This window comes from Halobacillus sp. H74, assembly GCF_052246715.1.
In the GTDB taxonomy this organism is placed as follows: domain Bacteria; phylum Bacillota; class Bacilli; order Bacillales; family Halobacillaceae; genus Halobacillus; species Halobacillus litoralis_A.
This window is the reverse complement of the sequence record NZ_JBQQCI010000013.1, coordinates 1-20,982: the sequence shown is the minus strand read 5'-3', so window position 1 is coordinate 20,982 and position 20,982 is coordinate 1. Positions and strand designations below refer to the sequence as shown.

Below are 20,982 nucleotides of genomic sequence, written 5' to 3'. Positions count from 1 at the left end.
TACTTTAGGAATTCTCTTACTTAAGTTCGACAGTTGCGCCTGCTTCTTCAAGCTGAGATTTGATCTCTTCAGCTTCTTCTTTAGCAATGCCTTCTTTAACTGCACTTGGAGCTCCATCAACAAGCTCTTTCGCGTCTTTAAGACCAAGACCAGTGATTTCGCGTACTGCTTTAACCACTTTGATTTTAGAGCTTCCAGCAGATTCTAGCATTACGTTGAATTCAGTTTGTTCTTCAGCAGCTTCGCCACCTGCAGCAGGTGCGCCAGCAGCAACTGGAGCTGCAGCAGATACACCAAATTCATCTTCAATTGCTTTAACTAGGTCGTTAAGCTCAAGAACTGACATTTCTTTGATCGCTTCGATAATTTGTTCGTTAGACATGAGAAATTTCCTCCTTAGATTTAATGGATATAATTTAAACGAACGCTAACTTACGCGCTTTCTTCTTCTTTTTGATCCGCGATCGCCTGCGTAGCATATGCGAAGTTGCGGATAGGCGCTTGTAGTACGCTTAGGAACATAGATACAAGACCTTCGTAGTTTGGAAGGTTTGCAAGTTCTTTGATTTGTTCAAGAGTTGCAACTTGTCCTTCAACTACCCCACCTTTAATTTCAAGGTTAGCGTGATCTTTAGCGAAGTTGTTAAGAATTTTTGCCGGTGCTACTGCATCGTCTTCATGGAATGCCAAGGCTGTCGGGCCTTGTAGCACTTCATTAAGCTCACTAAGTTCAACTTCGTCTACAGCACGGCGCGTCATTGTGTTTTTATACACTTTGAACTCAACGCCTGCTTCACGCAATTGACTTCGAAGTTCTGTAACTTCTGATACATCAAGACCGCGGTAATCTACTAGTACAGCAGATTTACTATTGCGGAACTTGTCAGCCAACTCAGATACAACCTGCTTCTTTTGTTCGATAACACTGCTCATCGTTCCACCTCCTATTGACTTTTCATCATACCGCTTGAAGGTTTTAATAATAAAAAGTACCTCCATGCAGACATGGAGGTACGTATGATAGAACAGGGCAGATCAGCGCTGCTCTATTTATTCACACACCTCGGCAGGAAATTAAGTGGCTTACCACACCTGCTGTCTACGGTATAACGTATTCATTTATACAACGCTACTAATTATATAATGCTGGTAGCGGAAAGTCAACAATAAATTTATTACTTCGTGTAACCAGAAACGTCTACTTTGATTCCAGGTCCCATCGTAGATGAAACAGCAGCGTTACGCATATAAGTCCCCTTAGATGCTTGAGGCTTAGCTTTAACAAGCGTGTCTGTAATAGCTGCGAAGTTTTCAGCCAGTTTTTCCTGATCGAAAGATGCTTTTCCGATCGGAACGTGGATGTTAGCAGCTTTATCAACGCGGTATTCAACTTTACCTGCTTTGATTTCATTTACTGCTTTTTCAACTTCAAAGGTTACAGTGCCTGTTTTAGGGTTTGGCATAAGACCTTTTGGTCCAAGCACACGGCCCAATTTACCAACTTCAGCCATCATGTCAGGAGTAGCTACTACGACATCAAAATCGAACCAGCCTTGGTTGATTTTGTTGATCAGGTCTTGTTCACCTACGTAGTCAGCACCTGCTGCTTCTGCCTCTTTAGCTTTTTCACCTTTAGCAAAGACAAGCACACGCTGTGATTTACCTGTACCATGCGGAAGCACCATCGCACCGCGGATTTGTTGGTCCGCTTTCTTAGGGTCTACACCCAAACGGAATGCTGCTTCGACAGTTTCATCAAAGTTTGCTTTAGCTGTTTCTTGAACAAGCTTGATCGCTTCTTGTACATCATAAGCTTTTGTACGCTCAACAAGCTTTTGAAGTTCTTGTTGCTTTTTCGTTTTTTTAGCCATTATTAATTTCCTCCTCGTTGTGGTTTTAACGGATTTTCCTCCCACGAATAAAGGTTGCGAAAGAGTCACAAGCTCCATTTCCGCAACCTTTTCCTATCTCCAAATGACGCTGTGGGATTAGTCTTCGATTGTGATTCCCATGCTGCGCGCAGTACCTTCGACCATACGCATTGCAGCTTCAACGTCAGCAGCGTTCAAATCAGGCATTTTAGTTTCTGCGATTTCGCGAACTTGATCGCGCTTCACAGAAGCTACTTTGTTACGGTTTGGTTCACCAGAACCTGACTCGACTCCAGCAGCTTTCTTGAGAAGAACAGCAGCAGGTGGAGTTTTTGTAACGAATGTAAAGGAACGGTCCTCATAAACCGTGATTTCAACTGGAATAATCGTACCAGCTTCTTCCTGGGTACGAGCGTTAAACTCTTTACAGAAACCCATGATATTGATACCTGCTTGACCTAGTGCCGGTCCTACTGGTGGCGCTGGGTTTGCTTTACCCGCAGGGATTTGAAGCTTTACTACATTAATAACTTTTTTAGCCACGAGACACACCTCCTTAAAGTCCGTGATGTGGTAATAGGGTTCTACCCCTCCCACTCATTGCGCTAAGCAATAGCCCCTCTCGCCGGGGCGCATATAGAACATAAAAATTCTAGCATCTTTATTTCCATTATGCAAGGGGGAATAGAAAAATCATAATTTTTCTATTTGAGTAAAGTCTAACTCTACCGGGGTTTCACGGCCGAACATGTTGACATGAACTTTCACTTTCTGTTTGTCGGCATCGATATACTCGATCGCACCTGTGAAGTTGGCGAACGGCCCCTCGGTCACCTTAACGCTTTCCTTCACCTCAAAGTCTATCTCTGCTTTCGGTTGTTCGTTCATGCCCATACGTTTAAGAACCGTTTCGACTTCTTCTTCCAGGAGAGGGATCGGCTTTGAGCCGGATCCAGTAGATCCTACGAATCCAGTCACACCCGGTGTGTTGCGTACGACATACCAAGAGTCGTCTGTCATGACCATCTCAGCTAACACATAACCAGGAAACACTTTCTTCTTAGCGATTTTCCTTTTTCCATTTTTAATCTCTGCTTCTTCGTCCTCAGGGACAAGGACACGGAAGATCTTATCTTCCATTCCCATAGATTCAACACGCTTCTCAAGGTTCGTTTTCACTTTGTTCTCATAACCTGAATAGGTGTGTACAACATACCATCTTTTTTCCATTATGATAGGACAAGTGCTTGCCCTTCCCTCCCTTGTATTTAAAGTTTTTAAAATTATTCCAACATGAAAAAACCCGCTGAACGGGTTTTTGTAAGTCTATCTCCTATTATAGCATAAAAACCACTCTACTATTCTTTAGCGATGAGTTCAAGCACCTGAGAAATCCCAAGATCTACAATAGCAAAGAATACAGCTACGAAAGCCACGGTGAAAAGAACAGTGATCGTGTATCGAGTCAATTCCTGACTCTTAGGCCAACTCACCTTCTTCATCTCTCGAGCTACATTCTTGAAAAACTTAAACATGCTGTAATACCCCCAAATTTGCGCCTGCTGGCTTCCTTCTCTATTTCGTCTCACGATGTAACGTATGCGATCCACATTTCTTACAAAACTTACGGACCTCAAAACGTTCGGACTGATTGGATTGATTTTTATATGAACTGTAGTTTCGACTTAAACATTCCGTACAGGATAGTATAATTTTTTTTCGCATTCGTTCCGTCCCCTCATTCTTCGAGGTTTACATACTTACTAAATGTAGCACTCTTGCCGGGGGCTGTCAATCTGACATTCATAGAGTGATTTCATTGATTTCCAAATATTTCTCAAGCTTCCGCTTTACACGTTGTAAAGCGTTATCAATAGATTTTACGTGTCTATCCACTTCTGCCGAAATTTCCTGATAGGATTGCCCGTCCAAGTAAAGGGTGAGGACCTCTTTTTCCAGGTCACTTAACAATTCCGACATCTTCTCTTCCATGTCAGAAAATTTCTCTTTGTTTACTATTAATTCTTGTGGGTCGATTGACTTTGAACCACCTATGACGTCAAGCAACGTCCGATCCGACTCTTCATCATAAATAGGCTTGTCCAAAGAAACGTAGGAATTCAAAGGGATGTGTTTCTGTCTAGTGGCGGTTTTAATTGCGGTAATAATTTGACGGGTGACACATAATTCTGCAAAAGCTTTGAAAGAAGAGAGCTTCCCCTCTCTATAATCACGAATGGCTTTATAAAGACCGATCATACCTTCTTGCACAATATCCTCACGATCTGCACCAATAAGAAAGTATGTTCGAGCTTTAGCGCGAACAAAATTTTTGTACTTATTGATTAAATAATCGAGCGCTTGGACCTGACCTTGGTTAATTAGTTCTACGACTGCCTCGTCATCAAGCTGGCTAAGATCCAACTCGCTGGTGCTTTTCTCTGTTTGTAAGATGCTCACACAGGATCCCTCCGACCGTGCTACCTCAATATAGAAATATTATACAGCAAGTTTTTGATAAGCGTCAACAAGTTGTCAGAATTATTTATCTCCTCGCCGCCATTTTTCGAAGAGCTCCCTAACTTCTTTTTTTATCGGTATCTTCGATTGATATTGGATTTGATTATGGCTCTCTACGTCCTTTTCAATCTGGTTTTCTATGTTTTTCACTTCAATATAAAGTTCACGGGCGGATTTACGAAAGGCCCCTTGTCCGAAAATTGTCCTTTGTTCAGCATAGTCCGAGGTTGCCACATATACTTGTGTGCGCACATCATTCAACTCACCTGCCAATTTTTCGATCCGTTCGTCAGCTGTCTCATTTTCTTTTGTGAAAATAACTTCAACTTTATAATTTTTCCGCTTTTTTTCAACTCCCCGGACGTGGTAAGCATCAAAAACTACCATAATCCGATTCCCGGTATATGATTGGTATTCAGCCATCATCTCAATGAGCAGATCACGGGCTTGGCCGAGCTCTGCTTCTTTCAACTTTTGAAGTTCCGGCCATGCACCAATCATGTTATATCCATCGACTATTAAAACATTCATAAGTTATTCACCAACAGGGTTACGCTTCCTGAAGACTTCATACATCAGTAGAGAGGCAGCAACAGAAGCATTCAGGGAGGTAACTTCTCCTGCCATGGGTAAACTCACAGTCCAGTCGCATTTATCCTTCGTCAAGCGGCTCATGCCTCGACCTTCACTTCCAATAACGAGTGCGATCGGCATCTTTCCGTCAAGCTGACGGTAATCCTCAGTCCCAGCTGCATCTGTACCGACCACCCAAACAAAACGTTCTTTCAATTCATCAATCGTTCGAGCTAAATTCGTAACCCTGGCTACAGGTATATATTCAATAGCTCCGGTTGATGTCTTAGCGACAGTAGCTGTCAAAGCAACAGAACGCCGTTTTGGAATAATGACACCATGTGCTCCACTCGCATCCGCTGTCCTTAAAATCGATCCTAAGTTGTGAGGGTCTTCGATTTCGTCACAAATGATGAAGAAAGGAGCCTCTCCCTTTTCCTCCGCTTTTGCAAATAAATCATCCAAATCGCTATATTCGTAAGCTGCTACAGAAGCGATAATTCCCTGGTGGTTCCCATCCACCAATTGGTCTATTTTTTTCTTCGGTACCTTTTGAACAAGTACACCTTGTTCTTTCGCTAGCTGTTCCAATTTCTTATAAGCTTGGTATTGAAGGTGCTCAGACACCATCACTTTATTAATCGCCCGCCCGGACCGTATGGCTTCCTGGACGGGGTTTTTCCCAATGATCCATTCTGTATTCATTTATACTCCGCTCCTTTCTTCTACATTTTTTATCGCATGGTTGATCAGTGTTTCCAGCCGTTCTGTTTGACCTGATAAATAAAGAAATCCTAACACCGCTTCAAAAGCAGTGGAATAACGATAGGTTTGTACATTCGTATTCTTCGGAACCGAACCTGATTTCGCATTCCTCCCTCGACGGAGCACCCCTTCTTCTTCCTCTGTCAGCAACTTCTCTTCTTGCCAAACCTGAACGACCTTTGCTTGAGAGACAGCCGATACGAATTGAACGGCAGCCTGATGAAGGTGTTGCGGCTTGACTTCTCCCGACTTTAAAAGGTGGTCTCGCACATAAAGTTCGTAGACGGAATCGCCCATATAGGCGAGAGCGAGACTTTTCATCTGTTTGACGTTTGTCATAGCCATATCTTCAGCCCCGCTTCCATCTCGTCCCTTGAGACGTATCCTCTAGAATGATGTTTTTATCTTTCAATTCATCACGGATTTGGTCTGCCCTTTCAAAGTTACGGTCTTTTCGAGCTTGCTTACGTTCTTCGATAAGAGCATCGACTTCTTCATCCAATAATTCATCTTGAACCACAAGTTCAAGTCCAAGAACACGAGTAAGTTCTTCAAATGTTCTCTCAAACGCCTCCAGCACTTTATGGTGTGTTTGCTGCTCCTGCAAGTAGAGGTTGGCATTCTTAGTTAAATCAAATAATACTGAGATAGCATTCGCTGTATTAAAGTCATCATCCATTTCTTTGATGAATTGTTCTTTGAACCCATCAATTTTAGTGATCCAAGCACTTTGCTCGTCGTCCAAGCTTAAACTTGTCTGTTTGCGATGATTGATGTTTTCGTAGGCATTTTTAATACGATCGAAGCTGCTCTTCGCACCTTTTAGCAATTCATCGCTGAAATTGATCGGATGTCGATACTGTACGCTCAACATGAAGAACCGAATGACTTGTGGGTCATGTTTCTTCACAAGGTCATGAGCCAAAATGAAGTTTCCTAAGGATTTAGACATTTTCTCGTTATCGATATTGATGTATCCGTTATGCATCCAGTATTTGGCGAAAGACTGCCCGTTGTGAGCTTCAGATTGGGCGATTTCGTTTTCATGGTGTGGGAAGGTGAGGTCTTGACCTCCTGCATGAATGTCAATCGTTTCCCCTAAATATTTTTTAGCCATAGCCGAGCACTCAATGTGCCAACCAGGACGTCCGCCGCCCCAAGGACTATCCCAGGATATTTCTCCATCTTTTGCTTCTTTCCATAAAGTGAAATCCAGAGGGTCCTCTTTTTTATCTCCCACTTCAATTCGTGCTCCTGATTGAAGTTCATCCACGGATTGATGGGACAGCTTCCCATAATTGTCAAAAGAACGGGTGCGGAAATAGACATCTCCTCCCGCTTCATATGCATAACCTTTCTCTACCAAACCATTGATGAAGCTAATGATCTCATCCATGTTTTCAGTCACTCGAGGGTGATCGACAGCTTCTTTGACCCCGAGGGCCCCGACATCCTCTTTATAAGCTGTGATGAAACGGTTGGCAATATCTGTGACACCTTCCCCCATTTCGTTAGCAGCCTTGATTAATTTGTCATCTACATCTGTGAAGTTGAGCACATAATGGACGTCATAACCACGATACTCAAAATAACGGCGGACTGTATCGAAAACGATGGCGGGACGGGCATTCCCGATATGAATATAGTTATAAACTGTAGGTCCGCATACATACATTTTCACCTTGCCCTCTTCCAGTGGTTGAAACGGCTCTTTTCTGCGAGTCAAAGTGTTATATATATTAATAGCCATTCTGGTTCACTCCTTTTTCTTCTTTTAGTTCTTCACGTAGCTGGCTGATCTCTTTCTCGAGATAGTCCAGGCGGTCATAAACCGGGTCAGGCAATTTGTGGTGATCCAAATCTTTCTTCTGAACTTTCTTTCCATCTTGAATGACGACGTGCCCCGGTATCCCCACAACAGTTGAATTATCGGGAACGTCTTTCAAGACAACAGAGCCTGCGCCCACTTTGGAATGCTCCCCTATGGTGATAGATCCGAGCACTTTCGCCCCTGTAGCTACCAATGAATTATCCAAAAGTGTCGGATGTCTTTTTCCCTTTTCTTTTCCCGTTCCCCCAAGTGTAACTCCTTGGAAAATCGTAACATTGTCACCTATCTCACACGTTTCTCCAATGACGACCCCCATGCCGTGGTCGATAAAAAACCGGCGTCCTATTTTCGCTCCAGGATGAATTTCAATCCCAGTCAGAAATCGGCTTAATTGTGAAATGATCCTTGCTAAAAAGAAAAACTTCCGCTTGTGACAAGCATGAGCCACCCGGTGCGACCAAATGGCGTGTAAACCGGAATATGTCAATATCACTTCAATATAAGAACGAGCAGCAGGATCCTGGTCGAACACCACATCGACATCTTCTTTAAACATTTTTAAAAGCCCCATACTTGCTCCCCTCCTTCATTTGAAACAAAGCGGTTCATCAGATAAAAAACGCGCCCCTGTGCACATTGGCACAGAGACGCGTCAGGCGTGGTTCCACTCTGTTTGGGAAATAGCTCACTTTCCCCACTTCACCCTTGCTAACGGAAGGTACCCGCTTCAGCATACTACATTCAGCCAAAGACTCCGAGGTGCATTTCAAAGATTTCTCTTAGAATCACTTCCAGCCAAAGGTGATTCTCTCTGGGTAAGAGAGGGATCTTTTACTTCTCCTCATCAACGTTTCGTATAGGTATCTCTACTATATGATATTATCTCCCGTATGTGAACGAATTAAGCTTGTAATTTATTCAATACATCGTTTAAGCGGACGGTTACTGTCTCTAAACCAAGTAAATGAATCGCATTCGGCAGCTCCGGCCCATGAGTCTGTCCAGTGGTAGCTACTCGAACGGGCATGAACAGTTTCTTACCTTTGTGGCCAGTTTCTTTTTGCACTGCTTTTATTTGAGCTTTGATATTTTCTGGCGTGAATTCTTCTAGCTCCTGGAGATTTTTCTTGAAAGTTTCAAGTACTTCTGGCACTTGTTCACCTTCTAATACTTCCATCGCTGCATCATTATATTCAATTTCTTGTTTGAAAAACAGATCTGTGAGTTCTACGATTTCAGCGCCATAGCTCAATTGCTCCTGGTAAAGACCAATCAATTCCGTGGCCCATTTGCGGTCTTCTTCTGTCATCCCTTCAGGTAAACGCCCGGCTTCCACTAAATGAGGAAGAGCAAGGTCGACTACTTTTTCAAGATCCGAAGCTTTGATGTATTGGTTGTTCATCCACTTCAATTTCGCTGCATCAAACACAGCCGGGGATGTAGACAGACGTTCTGCATCAAAGATTTCAACCAATTTTTCCTGTGTGAAGATCTCTTCTTCGCCTACCGGTGACCATCCGAGCAAAGTGATGAAGTTGAACAAAGCTTCTGGCAAGTAACCTAGATTCTTATACTGTTCGATAAATTGCAGGATATGCTCATCACGTTTGCTTAATTTTTTACGGTCCTCATTAAGGATCAGAGTCATGTGGCCAAACTTAGGCGGCTCCCATCCAAAAGCTTCATAAATCATCATTTGCTTAGGGGTGTTAGAGATATGTTCTTCCCCGCGTAGTACATGAGTGATGTCCATCATGTAATCATCGATCGCTACAGCGAAGTTATAAGTGGGTGTCCCGTTTTGCTTAACGATGACCCAATCTCCAAAATCACTGGATTCGAAGGTGATATCTTCTCTAACAATATCATTGAAGGTGTACGTGTGGTTTTCTGGTACACGAATACGGATGCTAGGTTCGCGACCCTCCGTTTCAAACTGGGAAATTTGTTCCTCGGTCAGGTCACGGTGAGCCCCTGAATATTTAGGTGCTTCTCCGCGGGCCATCTGGGCTTCACGTTCAGCTTCCAGTTCCTCAGACGTCATATAACATTTATAAGCAAGCCCGCGTTCGAGCAATTCATCTACGTGTTTTTTGTAAATATCAAGTCGTTCCATTTGGCGGTAAGGTCCATATTCACCACCTAAATCGGCACTTTCATCCCATTCAACCCCTAACCATTTCAGGTAATTGAGCTGACTCTGTTCTCCTCCTACTACATTTCGCTTTTCATCTGTATCTTCAATACGGATCACCATTTTACCACCCGCGTTTTTAGCATACAGATAATTGAACAGGGCAGTTCTCGCATTACCTATGTGGAGGTTCCCTGTTGGACTTGGCGCATAGCGCACACGAACTTCGTTTGACATAATCGTTCCCCTTTCCTGTTTCCGGTCTATATCCTTGACTTATTTTATCATTTTTTGCTTACTATTGCTGTTTATTTTGCAATAGGACGACAGCTTGTGCAGCAATTCCTTCTTTACGGCCAGTGAACCCTAATTTTTCAGTAGTTGTCGCTTTTATATTTACCCGACTTTTTTCTGTGCTTAGCAGACTTGAAACGTTTTCTCTGATCTGTTCGATGTAAGGTGCCATCTTCGGTGCTTGAGCAATGACTGTACAATCGATATTTCCTAGTGAGTATCCACGATCTGAAACAAGCTGCCACACATGCTGTAGAAGTTCACCTGAATCAGCATCTTTAAATTCAGGGTCTGTATCCGGGAAATGTTTGCCGATGTCCCCTTCTCCGATGGCTCCTAAACAGGCATCAGCAATAGTATGAAGTAATACATCTGCATCAGAATGGCCTAACAATCCTTTTTCATAAGGAATTTTTATACCACCGATTATGCACGGGCGCCCCTCTGCCAATTGATGAACATCATAGCCCTGGCCGATTCGAAACATAGGAAAATCATCTACCTTTCCATTTCGTTGATTATTCAAATACGCTTCCGCCTTATGTAAATCTTCAGGCGTCGTCAATTTTATATTCTCATAACTCCCTTTTACAATAGCGACTTCTTTATTTAAACGCTCAACTAAAGAGGCATCATCTGTGCCATAGTATCCGCGTGTTTTGGCTTGTTGATGCGCCTCATATATCAATGGAAAAGAAAACGCCTGAGGAGTCTGCGCGGCCCACAGAGAATTTCGATCCAGGGTTGTTAAACGCTCCCCTGTTCTTTGTTTAATAGTATCTGTAACCGGCACAGCCAAAAGCGCTGCTTCCTTTTCAGACGTCGTTTCAGCTAATTCATGTAAAAGTTCCCTGGAAACAAACGGACGTGCGCCATCATGGATGAAAACAGGAAGCTCGACTCTGTGCACCGCAGATAAACCCGCAAAAACACTATCCTGCCTTTCTGCTCCCCCATCTACTAAACGGATGTCTTTCTTTATCGGGTAGTCGATGAAAAGCTGTTCCATTTCAGAGCGTTCTTTTTCATTCGTTACGAGCACAATTTCTTTACACCAGTCATCCAGATCGAAAATGGACAGAGTATGAATGATCAACGGCTTTTGATCAATCATTAAAAACTGCTTATTACGACCCGCCAGCATCCGCTTCCCTTGGCCAGCCGCCAGTATAATAGCTGTGTAGTTCGTCATAATATCCATCCTAAGCTGATTTCGGCTTATTAATAATAACTTTATAAAACAACAAAAGCGATAACACACTTGTTATCACTTTTGTCATTCTCTATTTGTTTATACCGTTTTTACAAGGCTTTTTCAAGTGATTTCGGTTTCGCAAAAATCATGCGGCCTGCCGAAGTCTGTAAGACACTCGTGACAACGACATCGATTGTCTTCCCGATATAGTCTTTACCTTCTTCAACGACGATCATTGTTCCATCGTCCAGGTAGGCAACCCCTTGATTTTGCTCTTTACCATCCTTAATGACTTGAATCTTCATCTCTTCCCCTGGAAGAACTACTGGTTTAACAGCATTTGCGAGATCATTAATATTCAAGACTTGTACATTTTGAAACTCGCACACCTTGTTCAAATTGAAATCATTTGTAACGACGATACCATTCATAACCTTGGCTAATTTCACAAGTTTACTATCCACTTCCTGGATTTCCTCAAAATCACCTTCGTAAATCTCGACGTTTACAGGGAGGTCTTTCTGCAGACGATTAAGAATGTCCAACCCACGGCGGCCGCGGTTTCTTTTCAACCCATCAGAAGAATCTGCAATATGCTGCAATTCTTCAAGTACAAATTGAGGGATCACAATCGTACCTTCTAGAAAGTGCGTCTCGCAGATGTCCGCAATCCGGCCATCAATAATTACACTTGTGTCAAGAATTTTACGTTTTGGAATTAAAGCAGGATCAAGACTGGAGCTCTCTTGGGAAGATCCTTCCCCTTCGAGACTCTTCTCTTTTTTCGAAACTAAATTCAGGAATTCATCTTTACGCTTGAATCCTACTTGAAAACCGAAGTAACCTAGTAAAAATGTCAAAAAGATCGGTACAACCTGGTTAACTACTTGAATCTGGATATCTTGTACAGGGATATTGATCAAATAAGCAATAATTAGACCGACAATCAGACCTAGACTACCGAATAACAAATCAGCTACCGGTGCCCGGACTAAAGTGTCTTCCACCCATCGTAGAAAGTCCACAATATAATCCACGACCCAAAAAGTTAATAAAAATAATATAAGTGCTCCTAGTACGGCCCCCATAACAGATTGAATCCAATTCTGCCAAGTAAGCCCCATGGTTGTAAATAGCTCTGGAAAATAGAGGTAACCGATCGTCCCACCGGTTATAACAATAAACAACTGTACAATTCGTTTAAGCACTTGTATTCACCTCCTCAATCACAGTATGACCAAACCTAACAACCATTAACCATATAAAAAAGGAATGATGGTTTCTAACTTAGCATAACTTCCAATTTAAGTCAATCGACAAAACAATCATCATATCATAAAGCATTTAAATAAGTCAATTTTCTTAAATATGTCGATCTACGAACAGCTGTTCCTGGATGCGGTCTAAGCCATCCCTGATTTTCATTGCTCTTATTTCTCCCACTCCATCCACTTCTACTAATTTCTTAGTAGATGCTTGGATCAAGTCATCCAATGTGCCGAACTTTTCCACCAAATGAGAGATGATCAATGGAGGGAGCCGCGGGATTCTACTAAGAATCCTGTAACCACGCGGGTGGATCGCATCAGTCATCTTGGCATTTGGTGAGTAGCCGAGTAGTTTCAGGACATGCTCATCTGACAGCAGTTCTGTATTTGAAACCTCCTGCATCTTCTTTAAAATATAATACGGCTCATAATCCGGACGCTTACTGTAGTCTTTCAGCAAGAGGCTCGCTTCTTCTTCAATATTGGATACGAGTTCAGTTAATTGAAGTTGAATCAGCCTTCCTTCCGTCCCCAATTCATTTACATAGTTCAGAATTTCCGTTTTCGTCCGTAAAACCATTTCCACCCTATGGACCACTTGCACCACTTCAGAAAAGGAAACCATATTTTCAAATTCCATGGCCCCAAGATTCGTCACACTTTGGTCTAAGACATTTTTATACTTCTCTAATGTTTGAATCGCTTGGTTAGCTTTCGTCAGGATGACCCCAATATCTTTAAGAGAATATCGCAGTGATCCTTTATAAAGCGTTATGACATTGCGCCGCTGTGAAATGGCAATCACAAGTGCCCCTGTTTGTTTGGCTACCCGTTCAGCAGTCCGGTGCCGCATTCCCGTTTCTGTTGATATGATTTCCGGATCAGGCATCAATTGGGCATTCGCAAAAAGAATCTTCGTGCCTTCATCGTTTAAAATGAGCGCACCATCCATTTTAGCTAATTCATAGAGGTGAGCAGGGGTGAAATCGGATTGGATATGGAACCCGCCATCAACAAGATCACGCATGCCATCTCCGTAGCCCAGTACTATCAAGCCACCCGTCTTCGCTCGGAGAACGTTATCAATTCCATCTCGTAACGGCGTCCCGGGTGCCACAAGTTTAAGGATTTCTCCGATTCCGTTTTCTTTCATTTCATGCCATTCCATTTATGCGTCCCCCAATGTGACCTTCATCGCTTCCTGTACAGTACTGACTCCAATCACCTCAATATCAGAAGGCGGTGTCCATCCACCTATATTCTTCTTCGGAATAATGACACGCTTGAATCCTAATTTCGCCGCTTCCTGTACCCTTTGTTCAATTCTTGCGACTCTCCGGATTTCACCTGTCAAACCGACTTCGCCGACAACGACATCATCACCGTTTGATGACTGGTCACGGAAGCTTGAAGCTATACTGATCGCCACGGCCAAGTCAATGGCAGGCTCATCCAGCTTCACTCCCCCTGCCACTTTCACATAAGCATCCTGGTTCTGTAAAAGAAGTCCAGCTCTTTTCTCCAAAACGGCCATCAGTAAGGGAACACGACTATTATCCAAGCCGGTAGCCATACGTCTGGGATTCCCATAAGCAGTCGGTGAGATAAGTGCTTGGATTTCGACCAGGACAGGGCGTGTACCTTCCATTGAAGCGACCACAATCGATCCAGCCGCACCCTGGGACCGTTCCTCTAAGAAGATTTCAGATGGGTTCAGAACTTCTTCTAACCCTTTCTCTTTCATTTCGAAAATGCCCATCTCATGGGTACTTCCGAAGCGGTTCTTCACACTTCTTAAAATTCTGAAGGTATGGTGCCTTTCACCTTCAAAATAAAGAACTGCATCCACCATGTGTTCCAGCAGCCTTGGACCCGCGATGGAACCTTCTTTAGTAACATGCCCAACGATGAAAATTGGAATCCCTTTATTTTTTGCCAGCCTCATCAAGTGACTTGTACACTCTCTTACTTGAGAAACACTCCCCGGCGCAGACGTGACATCTTCCTTGAAAATCGTCTGGATTGAATCGATGACGACGAATTTCGGATTTATGTTTTCAATTTGATTACTTACGTCTTGTAGATTGGTTTCTGATAATACGTACAGGTCATCTGAAGTTATTTTCAACCGTTCTGCCCTCAATTTCGTCTGCCTGGAAGATTCTTCTCCAGATATATATAAGACTGGAAAATCTTTCCTGGCAATCTGTGCGGACACTTGAAGGAGTAAGGTTGATTTCCCGATACCCGGATCACCACCTATCAAAACCAGGGAGCCGGCCACGATCCCACCACCAAGCACGCGATTAAATTCAGGCATGTCAGTAGGTAAGCGGGGTTCTTTATCAGATTTGATCTCTGTTATTTTTTCTGGTTTCGTAGTTGCGGAAGTGGAGCTTGTCTGGAATACATGACGTGAATTCGCCGCTGGTGCACTCATTTCTTCAACAAGTGTATTCCATTGCTGACACCCTGGACATTTCCCCATCCATTTCGGTGTCTCATACCCACATTCCTGGCAAACGAATTTTGTTTTTCTTTTTGCCAAGATAAACGCCCCTATTCTTATAAGTTTATACGAAAAAGATTGTGAATAAGTTTCATAGTCTTATCATTTGTATTAAATTACTCTTGCTTAAATCATAGCGGAAGAAGAAAAAAATCGGAAGGCAAAACACCTTCCGATTTTCAGATTATCACCTGCAAGTGACGTTTATTCAGTTCGTTGAAGATGACTCTTCTTGCTTGCGAACAACGAAATTCTTTTCATCATCCACGTCGATCGTCACTTTTTGCCCTTTAGCGATATTCTCTTTTAAGAGCTCTTCAGATAATAAATCTTCCACATTTTTCTGGATGGATCGACGAAGCGGACGGGCTCCGTATTCAGGGTCGAATCCTGATTCGGCAATATGCTCAATCGCTTCATCTGATAATGTGAAGTCAATTTCTTGTTCAAGCAGACGTTTCCTCAGCTCTTCTGCCATTAACGTCACAATGTCGTTCATGTGTTTTCTTTCTAAGGAATGGAAGACGATTGTTTCATCGATACGGTTCAAGAATTCTGGACGGAATGCTTTCTTAAGTGCATCCGTAACTTTAGATTTCATATCTTTATAATCTTGGTTCTCTTCACCCATAGAAAATCCTAGATATTTATTCTGTTTCAACTCTTGCGCACCTACGTTGGAAGTCATGATCAATACGGTATTACGAAAATCGACCACGCGTCCTTTAGAATCAGTCAAACGCCCATCTTCAAGTACTTGCAGTAAAATGTTGAAGACTTCTGGGTGAGCTTTTTCAACCTCATCCAAAAGGACGACTGAGTATGGCTTGGTGCGAACTTTCTCTGTCAGCTGTCCGCCTTCTTCATAGCCGACATAGCCTGGAGGTGATCCTACAAGACGTGATGTGCTGTGTTTTTCCATATATTCTGACATGTCTATCCGGATCATGGCGTCTTCTTCACCAAACATACTTTCCGCCAGTGCACGGGCAAGCTCTGTTTTACCGACACCTGTAGGTCCTAAGAAGATGAAGGAGCCGATTGGACGTTTCGGATCTTTCAACCCGGCGCGGGCGCGTCGGATCGCTTTAGAAATCGCTTTGACTGCTTCATCCTGACCAATTATACGATTGTGAAGCGTATCTTCCAAATGAAGCAAACGCTCACTTTCATCTTTGGTCATTTTAGAAACAGGGACACCTGTCCATGTAGATACAACTGAGGCGATATCCTCTACTGTGACTTCAGAGTCTTCCTGCCCTTGCTTTTCTTTCCATTCATCTTTCGTTTTTTCCAATTCATCTCTCAAACGTTGTTCACTATCGCGAAGCGAAGCAGCTTTTTCAAACTCTTGGCTTTGAACGGCTGCATCTTTCTCCTTACGAACCTCTTCAAGCTTTTGCTCAAGCTCTTTCAGGTTCGGCGGAGCCGTGTAGGAGCGTAATCGGACCTTCGATGCTGCTTCATCAATCAAGTCAATCGCTTTATCCGGAAGGAAACGATCCGTAATATAACGATCGGAGAATCGGACAGCTGAATCGATGGAATCGTCCGTAATTGTTACACGGTGGTGTGCCTCATAACGGTCACGAAGTCCTTGTAAAATTTGTACGGATTCTTCAAGATTCGGCTCATCCACTTGAATCGGCTGGAACCTGCGCTCTAGTGCTGCGTCTTTTTCAATATATTTACGGTATTCATCAAAAGTGGTAGCACCTATACATTGCAACTCTCCACGTGCTAGAGAAGGTTTTAAAATGTTGGACGCATCGATAGCTCCTTCTGCTCCTCCAGCCCCTATCAAAGTGTGCAATTCATCAATGAATAAGATGATGTTGCCGGCTTGACGAATTTCCTCCATGACTTTCTTCAATCGATCTTCGAATTCGCCACGGTATTTTGTGCCTGCAACAACTGTTCCCATATCCAATGTCATTACACGTTTGTCACGTAAGATTTCAGGTATCTCATTGTTCATGATTTGCTGAGCAAGCCCTTCTGCAATTGCCGTCTTACCAACACCAGGTTCACCGACAAGAACCGGGTTGTTTTTCGTACGACGGCTCAACACTTGAATAACACGTTCGATTTCTTTGCTTCTGCCGATGACAGGGTCAATGTTACCCTCTTTGGCAATTGCCGTTAAGTCACGCGCCAATGAATCAAGTGTAGGTGTATTCGCATTAGCAGCCTGAGCTCCTGAGCTGCCTCCACGGCGATTTTGTCCACCTGTAGACTCATTGTTGCCAAGTAGCTGCAACACTTGTTGACGTGCTTTATTTAAACTTACACCAAGGTTATTTAATACTCTAGCTGCAACGCCTTCCCCTTCACGAATAAGGCCCAGGAGGATATGCTCTGTGCCGACATAAGAGTGTCCAAGTTTACGTGCTTCATCCATAGACAGTTCGATGACTTTCTTAGCACGAGGTGTATAATGGATGGTTTGAGAAACTTTCTCCCCTTTTCCAATCAGCTTTTCCACTTCTTGCTGAATCTTTGAAGATTCGAGACCAAGGGCAGTCAATGCTTTGGCTGCAATCCCTTCACCTTCACTTACTAATCCAAGCAAAATGTGCTCTGTACCAATATTGTTATGTCCTAAACGTACCGCTTCTTCTTGAGCTAGCGCCAATACTTTTTGTGCTCTTTCTGTAAATCGCCCAAACATCATGGACTTTCCCTCCTAACAATTATTCTTCACTCTCTAATTGAAGTCGTTCTCTGATTAAAGAAGCTCTTCGTATATCCCTTTCCTCAGGGTTTAGCGTAGCTTCAGCATATTGTTGTAAAAACCCAGGCTGAGTCAAAACCATCAATTCATTTAAAATAGTGCGTGGAATATGGTCTATGAAACCTAAATCAATTCCTAAGCGTAAGTCAGATAGACATTTAGCTGCCTCCTTAGACTCTATGATTCGACTATTCTTCAAAACACCATAGGAACGAAAAATACGGTCTTCCAATTGAATGCCGGATCCCCTCATAAGAGCATCCCTTGCACGCCGCTCCTGGTCAATCAGTTGTTTGACGACACTGTGCAAATCTTCTACGATATCCTCTTCTGATTTACCTAAAGTGATTTGATTCGAAATTTGAAAAATATTCCCGACTGCTTCACTACCTTCTCCATAAATGCCCCTTACCACTAATCCAAGTTGATTGATGGCTGGAGTCATACGATTGATTTGCTGGGTCATGGATAAAGCAGGGAGATGCATCATCACCGAAGCTCTCATCCCCGTACCCACATTTGTAGGGCATGAAGTCAAGTAACCGCGCTTTTCATCAAACGCGTAATCAATTTTATCTTCAAGCCAATCATCAAGTTGAGAGGCCTGCTCTAATGCTTGATCCAACTGAAAGCCTGGGAAATATAACTGTATGCGAATATGGTCTTCTTCATTAATCATTATAGAAACTTGTTCATTTTGAGAAATAAGTGTTGCCGATTTATCCGATTTTTCAGCAAGGTGAGGACTAATCAAATGTTTCTCAACAAGAACTCTTTTTTCAATTGGTTGTAATGCTTTCATTTGGACCATTTCAAAATCTTTATAATCTCTAAAGGATTGCTTCTTGAATTCTTGACTGAAGAAATCTAACACCTTATCTAACGAACCCTCAGAAGCTATGATCGGGAAAGGATATTGTGAGAAGTTACGAGCAAGACGTATGCGGCTGCTCATGACAATATCGCTATCTGGACCCTCTTGTTTCATCCAAGGACTGATCGCCTCATTCATAAATTGCTGTAAAGACACTACTCATCACCATCCTCCCCTTTATGAAGCTGGCCCTCCAGAAATCTGATCTTATCTCTAACTTTCGCTGCCTCTTCGAATTCTTCCTGCTCAATTAATTGTCGAAGATTTAATTTATATTCTTCCACTTCTTTTCTCAGATGCAGATTGCCGCCTTCACGTTTAGGAATCTTACCATCATGGCTTGTGTTTCCGCTATGAACTCGCCTCAATATCGGATTCAATCGTTCATCAAACGTTTGGTAACATTCCGCACAACCGAATTTACCGATGCGTGCGAATTCTTCATAGGTCAGACCACAACTCGAGCATTTCAATTGTGTTTTTTTCGGGTATGCTTGCGAACTTTTATCTTTCAAGGGGGAAGGCGCTTCAGAATGAAAAAGACCTGAAAGGAGGTCATTCAAAGTAAAGTTCTCTTCTCCATAGTTCATGTACCCATTTTCCTTCGCACACTTTTCACACACATGGACTTCTGACTTTTGACCATTGACCACTTGAGTCAAATGTACTGTCGCTTGACGCTGGTGGCATTCCTGGCACTCCATATGAACCTCTCCCTTCCCTCTCAACATTTATATTTAAGGGTGAACAACATTGCGGTCATAATCCGCGTCCTCACTTCATCTCTTAACGGTAAAGGAAATGCAAGTACATCACGGTCAATGACACTTTCCATAAGCTTACCTTCCCGTGCTGTAATGATTTCATAGTCCACAAGTCTTGCCAAAATATCTATAGCCTTAGTTTGAGAGACACGAGGGTGGATCAACTCCATCACTTCTGAAATCATGTCTGAATCCTTACGATGCTGGACGCGGCTGATGCGGATATATCCGCCTCCTCCACGCTTACTTTCCACTATATAACCTTTTTCCACAGTAAACCGTGTTTTAATCACATAATTGATTTGAGACGGTACACATTGAAACCGCTCTGCAATTTCACTACGTTTGATTTCTACCGCCTGATGATTTTCATCTAAAATACCTTTTAAATAATCTTCTATGATGTCTGATATATTCCGCATTGTCCCTCCCCCTCTTTTGACTTTGACTATCTTTGACTTTAATTTTATTATACTCATTTATTTTTGTCACGCAACTAAATTGTTTATGAAGTTCATATCTTATATGTTTCCCCTTTTCATTATGAAATAAAACAAAAAAACTGCACAGTTTCACTGTGCAGTTAGGAACGATGGCCAAATTGCTGGACACCCTCTATATCGATCAATTGCTCTAAAAGTGCTGTACGATCAAAATCCTGATGTTTATCCAGCTCTATTACAATCTTCTTTTTCTCAGTATCCAATGCGACAATATCAAATTTTCTAACATGCAAACCAAAACGGTCAAATACCGCCAGAACGATATTAATCTGGAGATCTTTATCGATTGTAAAATGGAAAACATTCTTTCGGTTACCATTGAATTTTTCCTTTTCTACCTTGTTCAGGAATACCAGACTTAATAAAACTAAAATTGTTGTCACAGTTGCTACATCATACATACCGGCTCCTACCACCAAACCGATCCCCGCTACTGTCCATATAGAAGCAGCTGTCGTAAGACCCCGGATTGTCATTCCATTCACGATAATTGTTCCGGCTCCAAGAAAACCGATTCCACTGATAACATAAGAAGGTATACGTGCAGGATCAAAGCGCACTTGATCATATTCGTCTATAAATTCCTCAAAGCCGTAAAGAGAGAGCAGCATCATTAAACATGCTCCTACACCTACGAGAATATGCGTTCTAAAACCTGCAGAGTGATTCTTCACTTCTCTTTCAAAACCGATAAGACCTGATAAAATCAATGCAAAAAAAAGCCTGAATATGAATAATAGAATATCTTCATGGAAGAAATAAGTCCAATCCATATGTGCCCCTCCTTTCTTAATACATATGTCTAAACATCCAGATATAGAAAAAACCAGAAGGATTAACTTCTGGTTTCTTTCATATGACGTGGCGGCGTCCTACTCTCACGGGGATCGACCCGACTACCATCGGCGCTGAAGAGCTTAACTGCTGTGTTCGGCATGGGAACAGGTGTGACCTCTTCGCCTTCACCACCACGTCAATATAAAGTTTGAGGTGAACCCTCAAAACTGGATAAGGAAACAACATCATCGAACGTACCATCGACTTTTCACGAACGAAATATCTATAGATAAGTCATCGATCCATTAGTATCCGTCAGCTCCACGTGTCACCACGCTTCCACCTCGGACCTATCAACCTCATCGTCTCT

At 42.7% G+C, this 20,982-nt stretch carries 23 protein-coding genes, 2 rRNA genes and 2 other annotated features; all 25 genes read right to left on the bottom strand.

Going from position 1 to position 20,982, the window contains the following annotated elements; genetic code table 11:
- Positions 1 to 16: 16 nt before the first annotated feature.
- Positions 17 to 382, bottom strand: coding sequence for a 50S ribosomal protein L7/L12 (gene rplL / locus ACTWPX_RS20100; protein WP_128524971.1), 366 nt, complete (start codon positions 380 to 382; stop codon positions 17 to 19).
- Between the two features lie 50 nt (positions 383 to 432).
- Positions 433 to 933 (bottom strand): 50S ribosomal protein L10, encoded by a 501-nt coding sequence (gene rplJ, locus ACTWPX_RS20095; protein WP_443121256.1) that lies wholly within the window; start codon positions 931 to 933, stop codon positions 433 to 435.
- A gap of 41 nt (positions 934 to 974) precedes the next feature.
- Positions 975 to 1,123: a sequence feature (ribosomal protein L10 leader region), on the bottom strand.
- Positions 1,124 to 1,175: 52 nt separating this feature from the next.
- Positions 1,176 to 1,871, bottom strand: a complete 696-nt coding sequence (gene rplA / locus ACTWPX_RS20090) for a 50S ribosomal protein L1 (RefSeq protein ID WP_128524973.1) — start codon at positions 1,869 to 1,871, stop codon at positions 1,176 to 1,178.
- A 117-nt stretch (positions 1,872 to 1,988) separates the two neighbouring features.
- Positions 1,989 to 2,414: a 50S ribosomal protein L11 gene (gene rplK / locus ACTWPX_RS20085; RefSeq protein WP_128524974.1), complete on the bottom strand. Its 426-nt coding sequence runs from the start codon at positions 2,412 to 2,414 to the stop codon at positions 1,989 to 1,991.
- 150 nt (positions 2,415 to 2,564) lie between these two features.
- On the bottom strand, positions 2,565 to 3,101 hold the full coding sequence (nusG, locus tag ACTWPX_RS20080; RefSeq protein ID WP_443121255.1) for a transcription termination/antitermination protein NusG: 537 nt from the start codon (positions 3,099 to 3,101) through the stop codon (positions 2,565 to 2,567).
- Between the two features lie 128 nt (positions 3,102 to 3,229).
- Positions 3,230 to 3,406, bottom strand: a complete 177-nt coding sequence (secE, locus tag ACTWPX_RS20075) for a preprotein translocase subunit SecE (protein ID WP_128524976.1) — start codon at positions 3,404 to 3,406, stop codon at positions 3,230 to 3,232.
- A 40-nt stretch (positions 3,407 to 3,446) separates the two neighbouring features.
- Positions 3,447 to 3,596 (bottom strand): 50S ribosomal protein L33, encoded by a 150-nt coding sequence (gene rpmG / locus ACTWPX_RS20070; RefSeq protein ID WP_128524977.1) that lies wholly within the window; start codon positions 3,594 to 3,596, stop codon positions 3,447 to 3,449.
- A gap of 78 nt (positions 3,597 to 3,674) precedes the next feature.
- Positions 3,675 to 4,331, bottom strand: coding sequence for an RNA polymerase sporulation sigma factor SigH (gene sigH, locus ACTWPX_RS20065; RefSeq protein WP_443121254.1), 657 nt, complete (start codon positions 4,329 to 4,331; stop codon positions 3,675 to 3,677).
- Between the two features lie 81 nt (positions 4,332 to 4,412).
- Complete coding sequence (locus ACTWPX_RS20060) at positions 4,413 to 4,922, bottom strand: NYN domain-containing protein (protein ID WP_443121253.1); 510 nt, start codon at positions 4,920 to 4,922, stop codon at positions 4,413 to 4,415.
- A 3-nt stretch (positions 4,923 to 4,925) separates the two neighbouring features.
- Positions 4,926 to 5,669: a 23S rRNA (guanosine(2251)-2'-O)-methyltransferase RlmB gene (rlmB, locus tag ACTWPX_RS20055; RefSeq protein WP_443121252.1), complete on the bottom strand. Its 744-nt coding sequence runs from the start codon at positions 5,667 to 5,669 to the stop codon at positions 4,926 to 4,928.
- Positions 5,670 to 6,074 (bottom strand): Mini-ribonuclease 3, encoded by a 405-nt coding sequence (locus ACTWPX_RS20050; RefSeq protein ID WP_443121251.1) that lies wholly within the window; start codon positions 6,072 to 6,074, stop codon positions 5,670 to 5,672.
- Between the two features lie 4 nt (positions 6,075 to 6,078).
- Positions 6,079 to 7,479: a cysteine--tRNA ligase gene (gene cysS / locus ACTWPX_RS20045; protein ID WP_443121250.1), complete on the bottom strand. Its 1,401-nt coding sequence runs from the start codon at positions 7,477 to 7,479 to the stop codon at positions 6,079 to 6,081.
- On the bottom strand, positions 7,469 to 8,131 hold the full coding sequence (gene cysE, locus ACTWPX_RS20040; protein ID WP_128524983.1) for a serine O-acetyltransferase: 663 nt from the start codon (positions 8,129 to 8,131) through the stop codon (positions 7,469 to 7,471). Before cysE ends, cysS begins: the two co-directional genes overlap by 11 nt.
- A 69-nt stretch (positions 8,132 to 8,200) precedes the next feature.
- Positions 8,201 to 8,417: a binding site (T-box leader), on the bottom strand.
- 44 nt (positions 8,418 to 8,461) lie between these two features.
- Positions 8,462 to 9,931 carry a glutamate--tRNA ligase gene (gltX, locus tag ACTWPX_RS20035; protein ID WP_443121249.1) on the bottom strand — a complete coding sequence of 490 codons (1,470 nt, stop codon included), beginning with the start codon at positions 9,929 to 9,931 and terminating at the stop codon, positions 8,462 to 8,464.
- Positions 9,932 to 9,992: 61 nt separating this feature from the next.
- Complete coding sequence (locus ACTWPX_RS20030) at positions 9,993 to 11,180, bottom strand: bifunctional 2-C-methyl-D-erythritol 4-phosphate cytidylyltransferase/2-C-methyl-D-erythritol 2,4-cyclodiphosphate synthase (RefSeq protein WP_443121248.1); 1,188 nt, start codon at positions 11,178 to 11,180, stop codon at positions 9,993 to 9,995.
- Positions 11,181 to 11,290: 110 nt separating this feature from the next.
- Positions 11,291 to 12,391, bottom strand: coding sequence for a PIN/TRAM domain-containing protein (locus ACTWPX_RS20025; protein WP_128524986.1), 1,101 nt, complete (start codon positions 12,389 to 12,391; stop codon positions 11,291 to 11,293).
- 154 nt (positions 12,392 to 12,545) lie between these two features.
- The gene (gene disA, locus ACTWPX_RS20020) at positions 12,546 to 13,619 is read right to left on the bottom strand and encodes a DNA integrity scanning diadenylate cyclase DisA (protein ID WP_443121247.1); all 1,074 of its coding nucleotides are present in this window, start codon (positions 13,617 to 13,619) and stop codon (positions 12,546 to 12,548) included.
- The gene (radA, locus tag ACTWPX_RS20015) at positions 13,620 to 14,999 is read right to left on the bottom strand and encodes a DNA repair protein RadA (RefSeq protein ID WP_128524988.1); all 1,380 of its coding nucleotides are present in this window, start codon (positions 14,997 to 14,999) and stop codon (positions 13,620 to 13,622) included.
- A gap of 169 nt (positions 15,000 to 15,168) precedes the next feature.
- On the bottom strand, positions 15,169 to 17,634 hold the full coding sequence (gene clpC, locus ACTWPX_RS20010) for an ATP-dependent protease ATP-binding subunit ClpC (RefSeq protein ID WP_443121246.1): 2,466 nt from the start codon (positions 17,632 to 17,634) through the stop codon (positions 15,169 to 15,171).
- Positions 17,635 to 17,653: 19 nt separating this feature from the next.
- Positions 17,654 to 18,724 carry a protein arginine kinase gene (locus tag ACTWPX_RS20005; protein WP_443121245.1) on the bottom strand — a complete coding sequence of 357 codons (1,071 nt, stop codon included), beginning with the start codon at positions 18,722 to 18,724 and terminating at the stop codon, positions 17,654 to 17,656.
- Positions 18,724 to 19,272, bottom strand: coding sequence for a UvrB/UvrC motif-containing protein (locus ACTWPX_RS20000; protein ID WP_443121244.1), 549 nt, complete (start codon positions 19,270 to 19,272; stop codon positions 18,724 to 18,726). The genes ACTWPX_RS20005 and ACTWPX_RS20000 overlap by 1 nt, the downstream gene beginning before the upstream one ends.
- A 20-nt stretch (positions 19,273 to 19,292) precedes the next feature.
- Positions 19,293 to 19,754 carry a CtsR family transcriptional regulator gene (locus tag ACTWPX_RS19995; protein ID WP_128524992.1) on the bottom strand — a complete coding sequence of 154 codons (462 nt, stop codon included), beginning with the start codon at positions 19,752 to 19,754 and terminating at the stop codon, positions 19,293 to 19,295.
- A 161-nt stretch (positions 19,755 to 19,915) separates the two neighbouring features.
- Complete coding sequence (locus ACTWPX_RS19990) at positions 19,916 to 20,608, bottom strand: MgtC/SapB family protein (protein ID WP_443121243.1); 693 nt, start codon at positions 20,606 to 20,608, stop codon at positions 19,916 to 19,918.
- Positions 20,609 to 20,694: 86 nt separating this feature from the next.
- Positions 20,695 to 20,808: ribosomal RNA gene (gene rrf / locus ACTWPX_RS19985) — 5S ribosomal RNA — on the bottom strand.
- Positions 20,809 to 20,897: 89 nt separating this feature from the next.
- Positions 20,898 to 20,982, bottom strand: a 23S ribosomal RNA gene (locus tag ACTWPX_RS19980); the annotation flags it as partial.

Bases quoted from the DNA above. Each gene is read 5' to 3' on its own strand.
- disA (WP_443121247.1), bottom strand. From the start codon at position 13,619: ATGGAATGGCATGAAATGAAAGAAAACGGAATCGGAGAAATCCTTAAA.
- secE (WP_128524976.1), bottom strand. From the start codon at position 3,406: ATGTTTAAGTTTTTCAAGAATGTAGCTCGAGAGATGAAGAAGGTGAGT.
- cysE (WP_128524983.1), bottom strand. From the start codon at position 8,131: ATGGGGCTTTTAAAAATGTTTAAAGAAGATGTCGATGTGGTGTTCGAC.
- ACTWPX_RS19995 (WP_128524992.1), bottom strand. From the start codon at position 19,754: ATGCGGAATATATCAGACATCATAGAAGATTATTTAAAAGGTATTTTA.
- gltX (WP_443121249.1), bottom strand. From the start codon at position 9,931: ATGTCAAACGAAGTTCGTGTGCGCTATGCGCCAAGTCCAACAGGGAAC.
- rlmB (WP_443121252.1), bottom strand. From the start codon at position 5,669: ATGAATACAGAATGGATCATTGGGAAAAACCCCGTCCAGGAAGCCATA.
- clpC (WP_443121246.1), bottom strand. From the start codon at position 17,634: ATGATGTTTGGGCGATTTACAGAAAGAGCACAAAAAGTATTGGCGCTA.
- rplA (WP_128524973.1), bottom strand. From the start codon at position 1,871: ATGGCTAAAAAAACGAAAAAGCAACAAGAACTTCAAAAGCTTGTTGAG.
- ACTWPX_RS19990 (WP_443121243.1), bottom strand. From the start codon at position 20,608: ATGGATTGGACTTATTTCTTCCATGAAGATATTCTATTATTCATATTC.
- rplJ (WP_443121256.1), bottom strand. From the start codon at position 933: ATGAGCAGTGTTATCGAACAAAAGAAGCAGGTTGTATCTGAGTTGGCT.
- ACTWPX_RS20050 (WP_443121251.1), bottom strand. From the start codon at position 6,074: ATGGCTATGACAAACGTCAAACAGATGAAAAGTCTCGCTCTCGCCTAT.
- rpmG (WP_128524977.1), bottom strand. From the start codon at position 3,596: ATGCGAAAAAAAATTATACTATCCTGTACGGAATGTTTAAGTCGAAAC.
- ACTWPX_RS20000 (WP_443121244.1), bottom strand. From the start codon at position 19,272: ATGGAGTGCCAGGAATGCCACCAGCGTCAAGCGACAGTACATTTGACT.
- ACTWPX_RS20030 (WP_443121248.1), bottom strand. From the start codon at position 11,180: ATGACGAACTACACAGCTATTATACTGGCGGCTGGCCAAGGGAAGCGG.
- cysS (WP_443121250.1), bottom strand. From the start codon at position 7,479: ATGGCTATTAATATATATAACACTTTGACTCGCAGAAAAGAGCCGTTT.
- nusG (WP_443121255.1), bottom strand. From the start codon at position 3,101: ATGGAAAAAAGATGGTATGTTGTACACACCTATTCAGGTTATGAGAAC.
- ACTWPX_RS20060 (WP_443121253.1), bottom strand. From the start codon at position 4,922: ATGAATGTTTTAATAGTCGATGGATATAACATGATTGGTGCATGGCCG.
- rplL (WP_128524971.1), bottom strand. From the start codon at position 382: ATGTCTAACGAACAAATTATCGAAGCGATCAAAGAAATGTCAGTTCTT.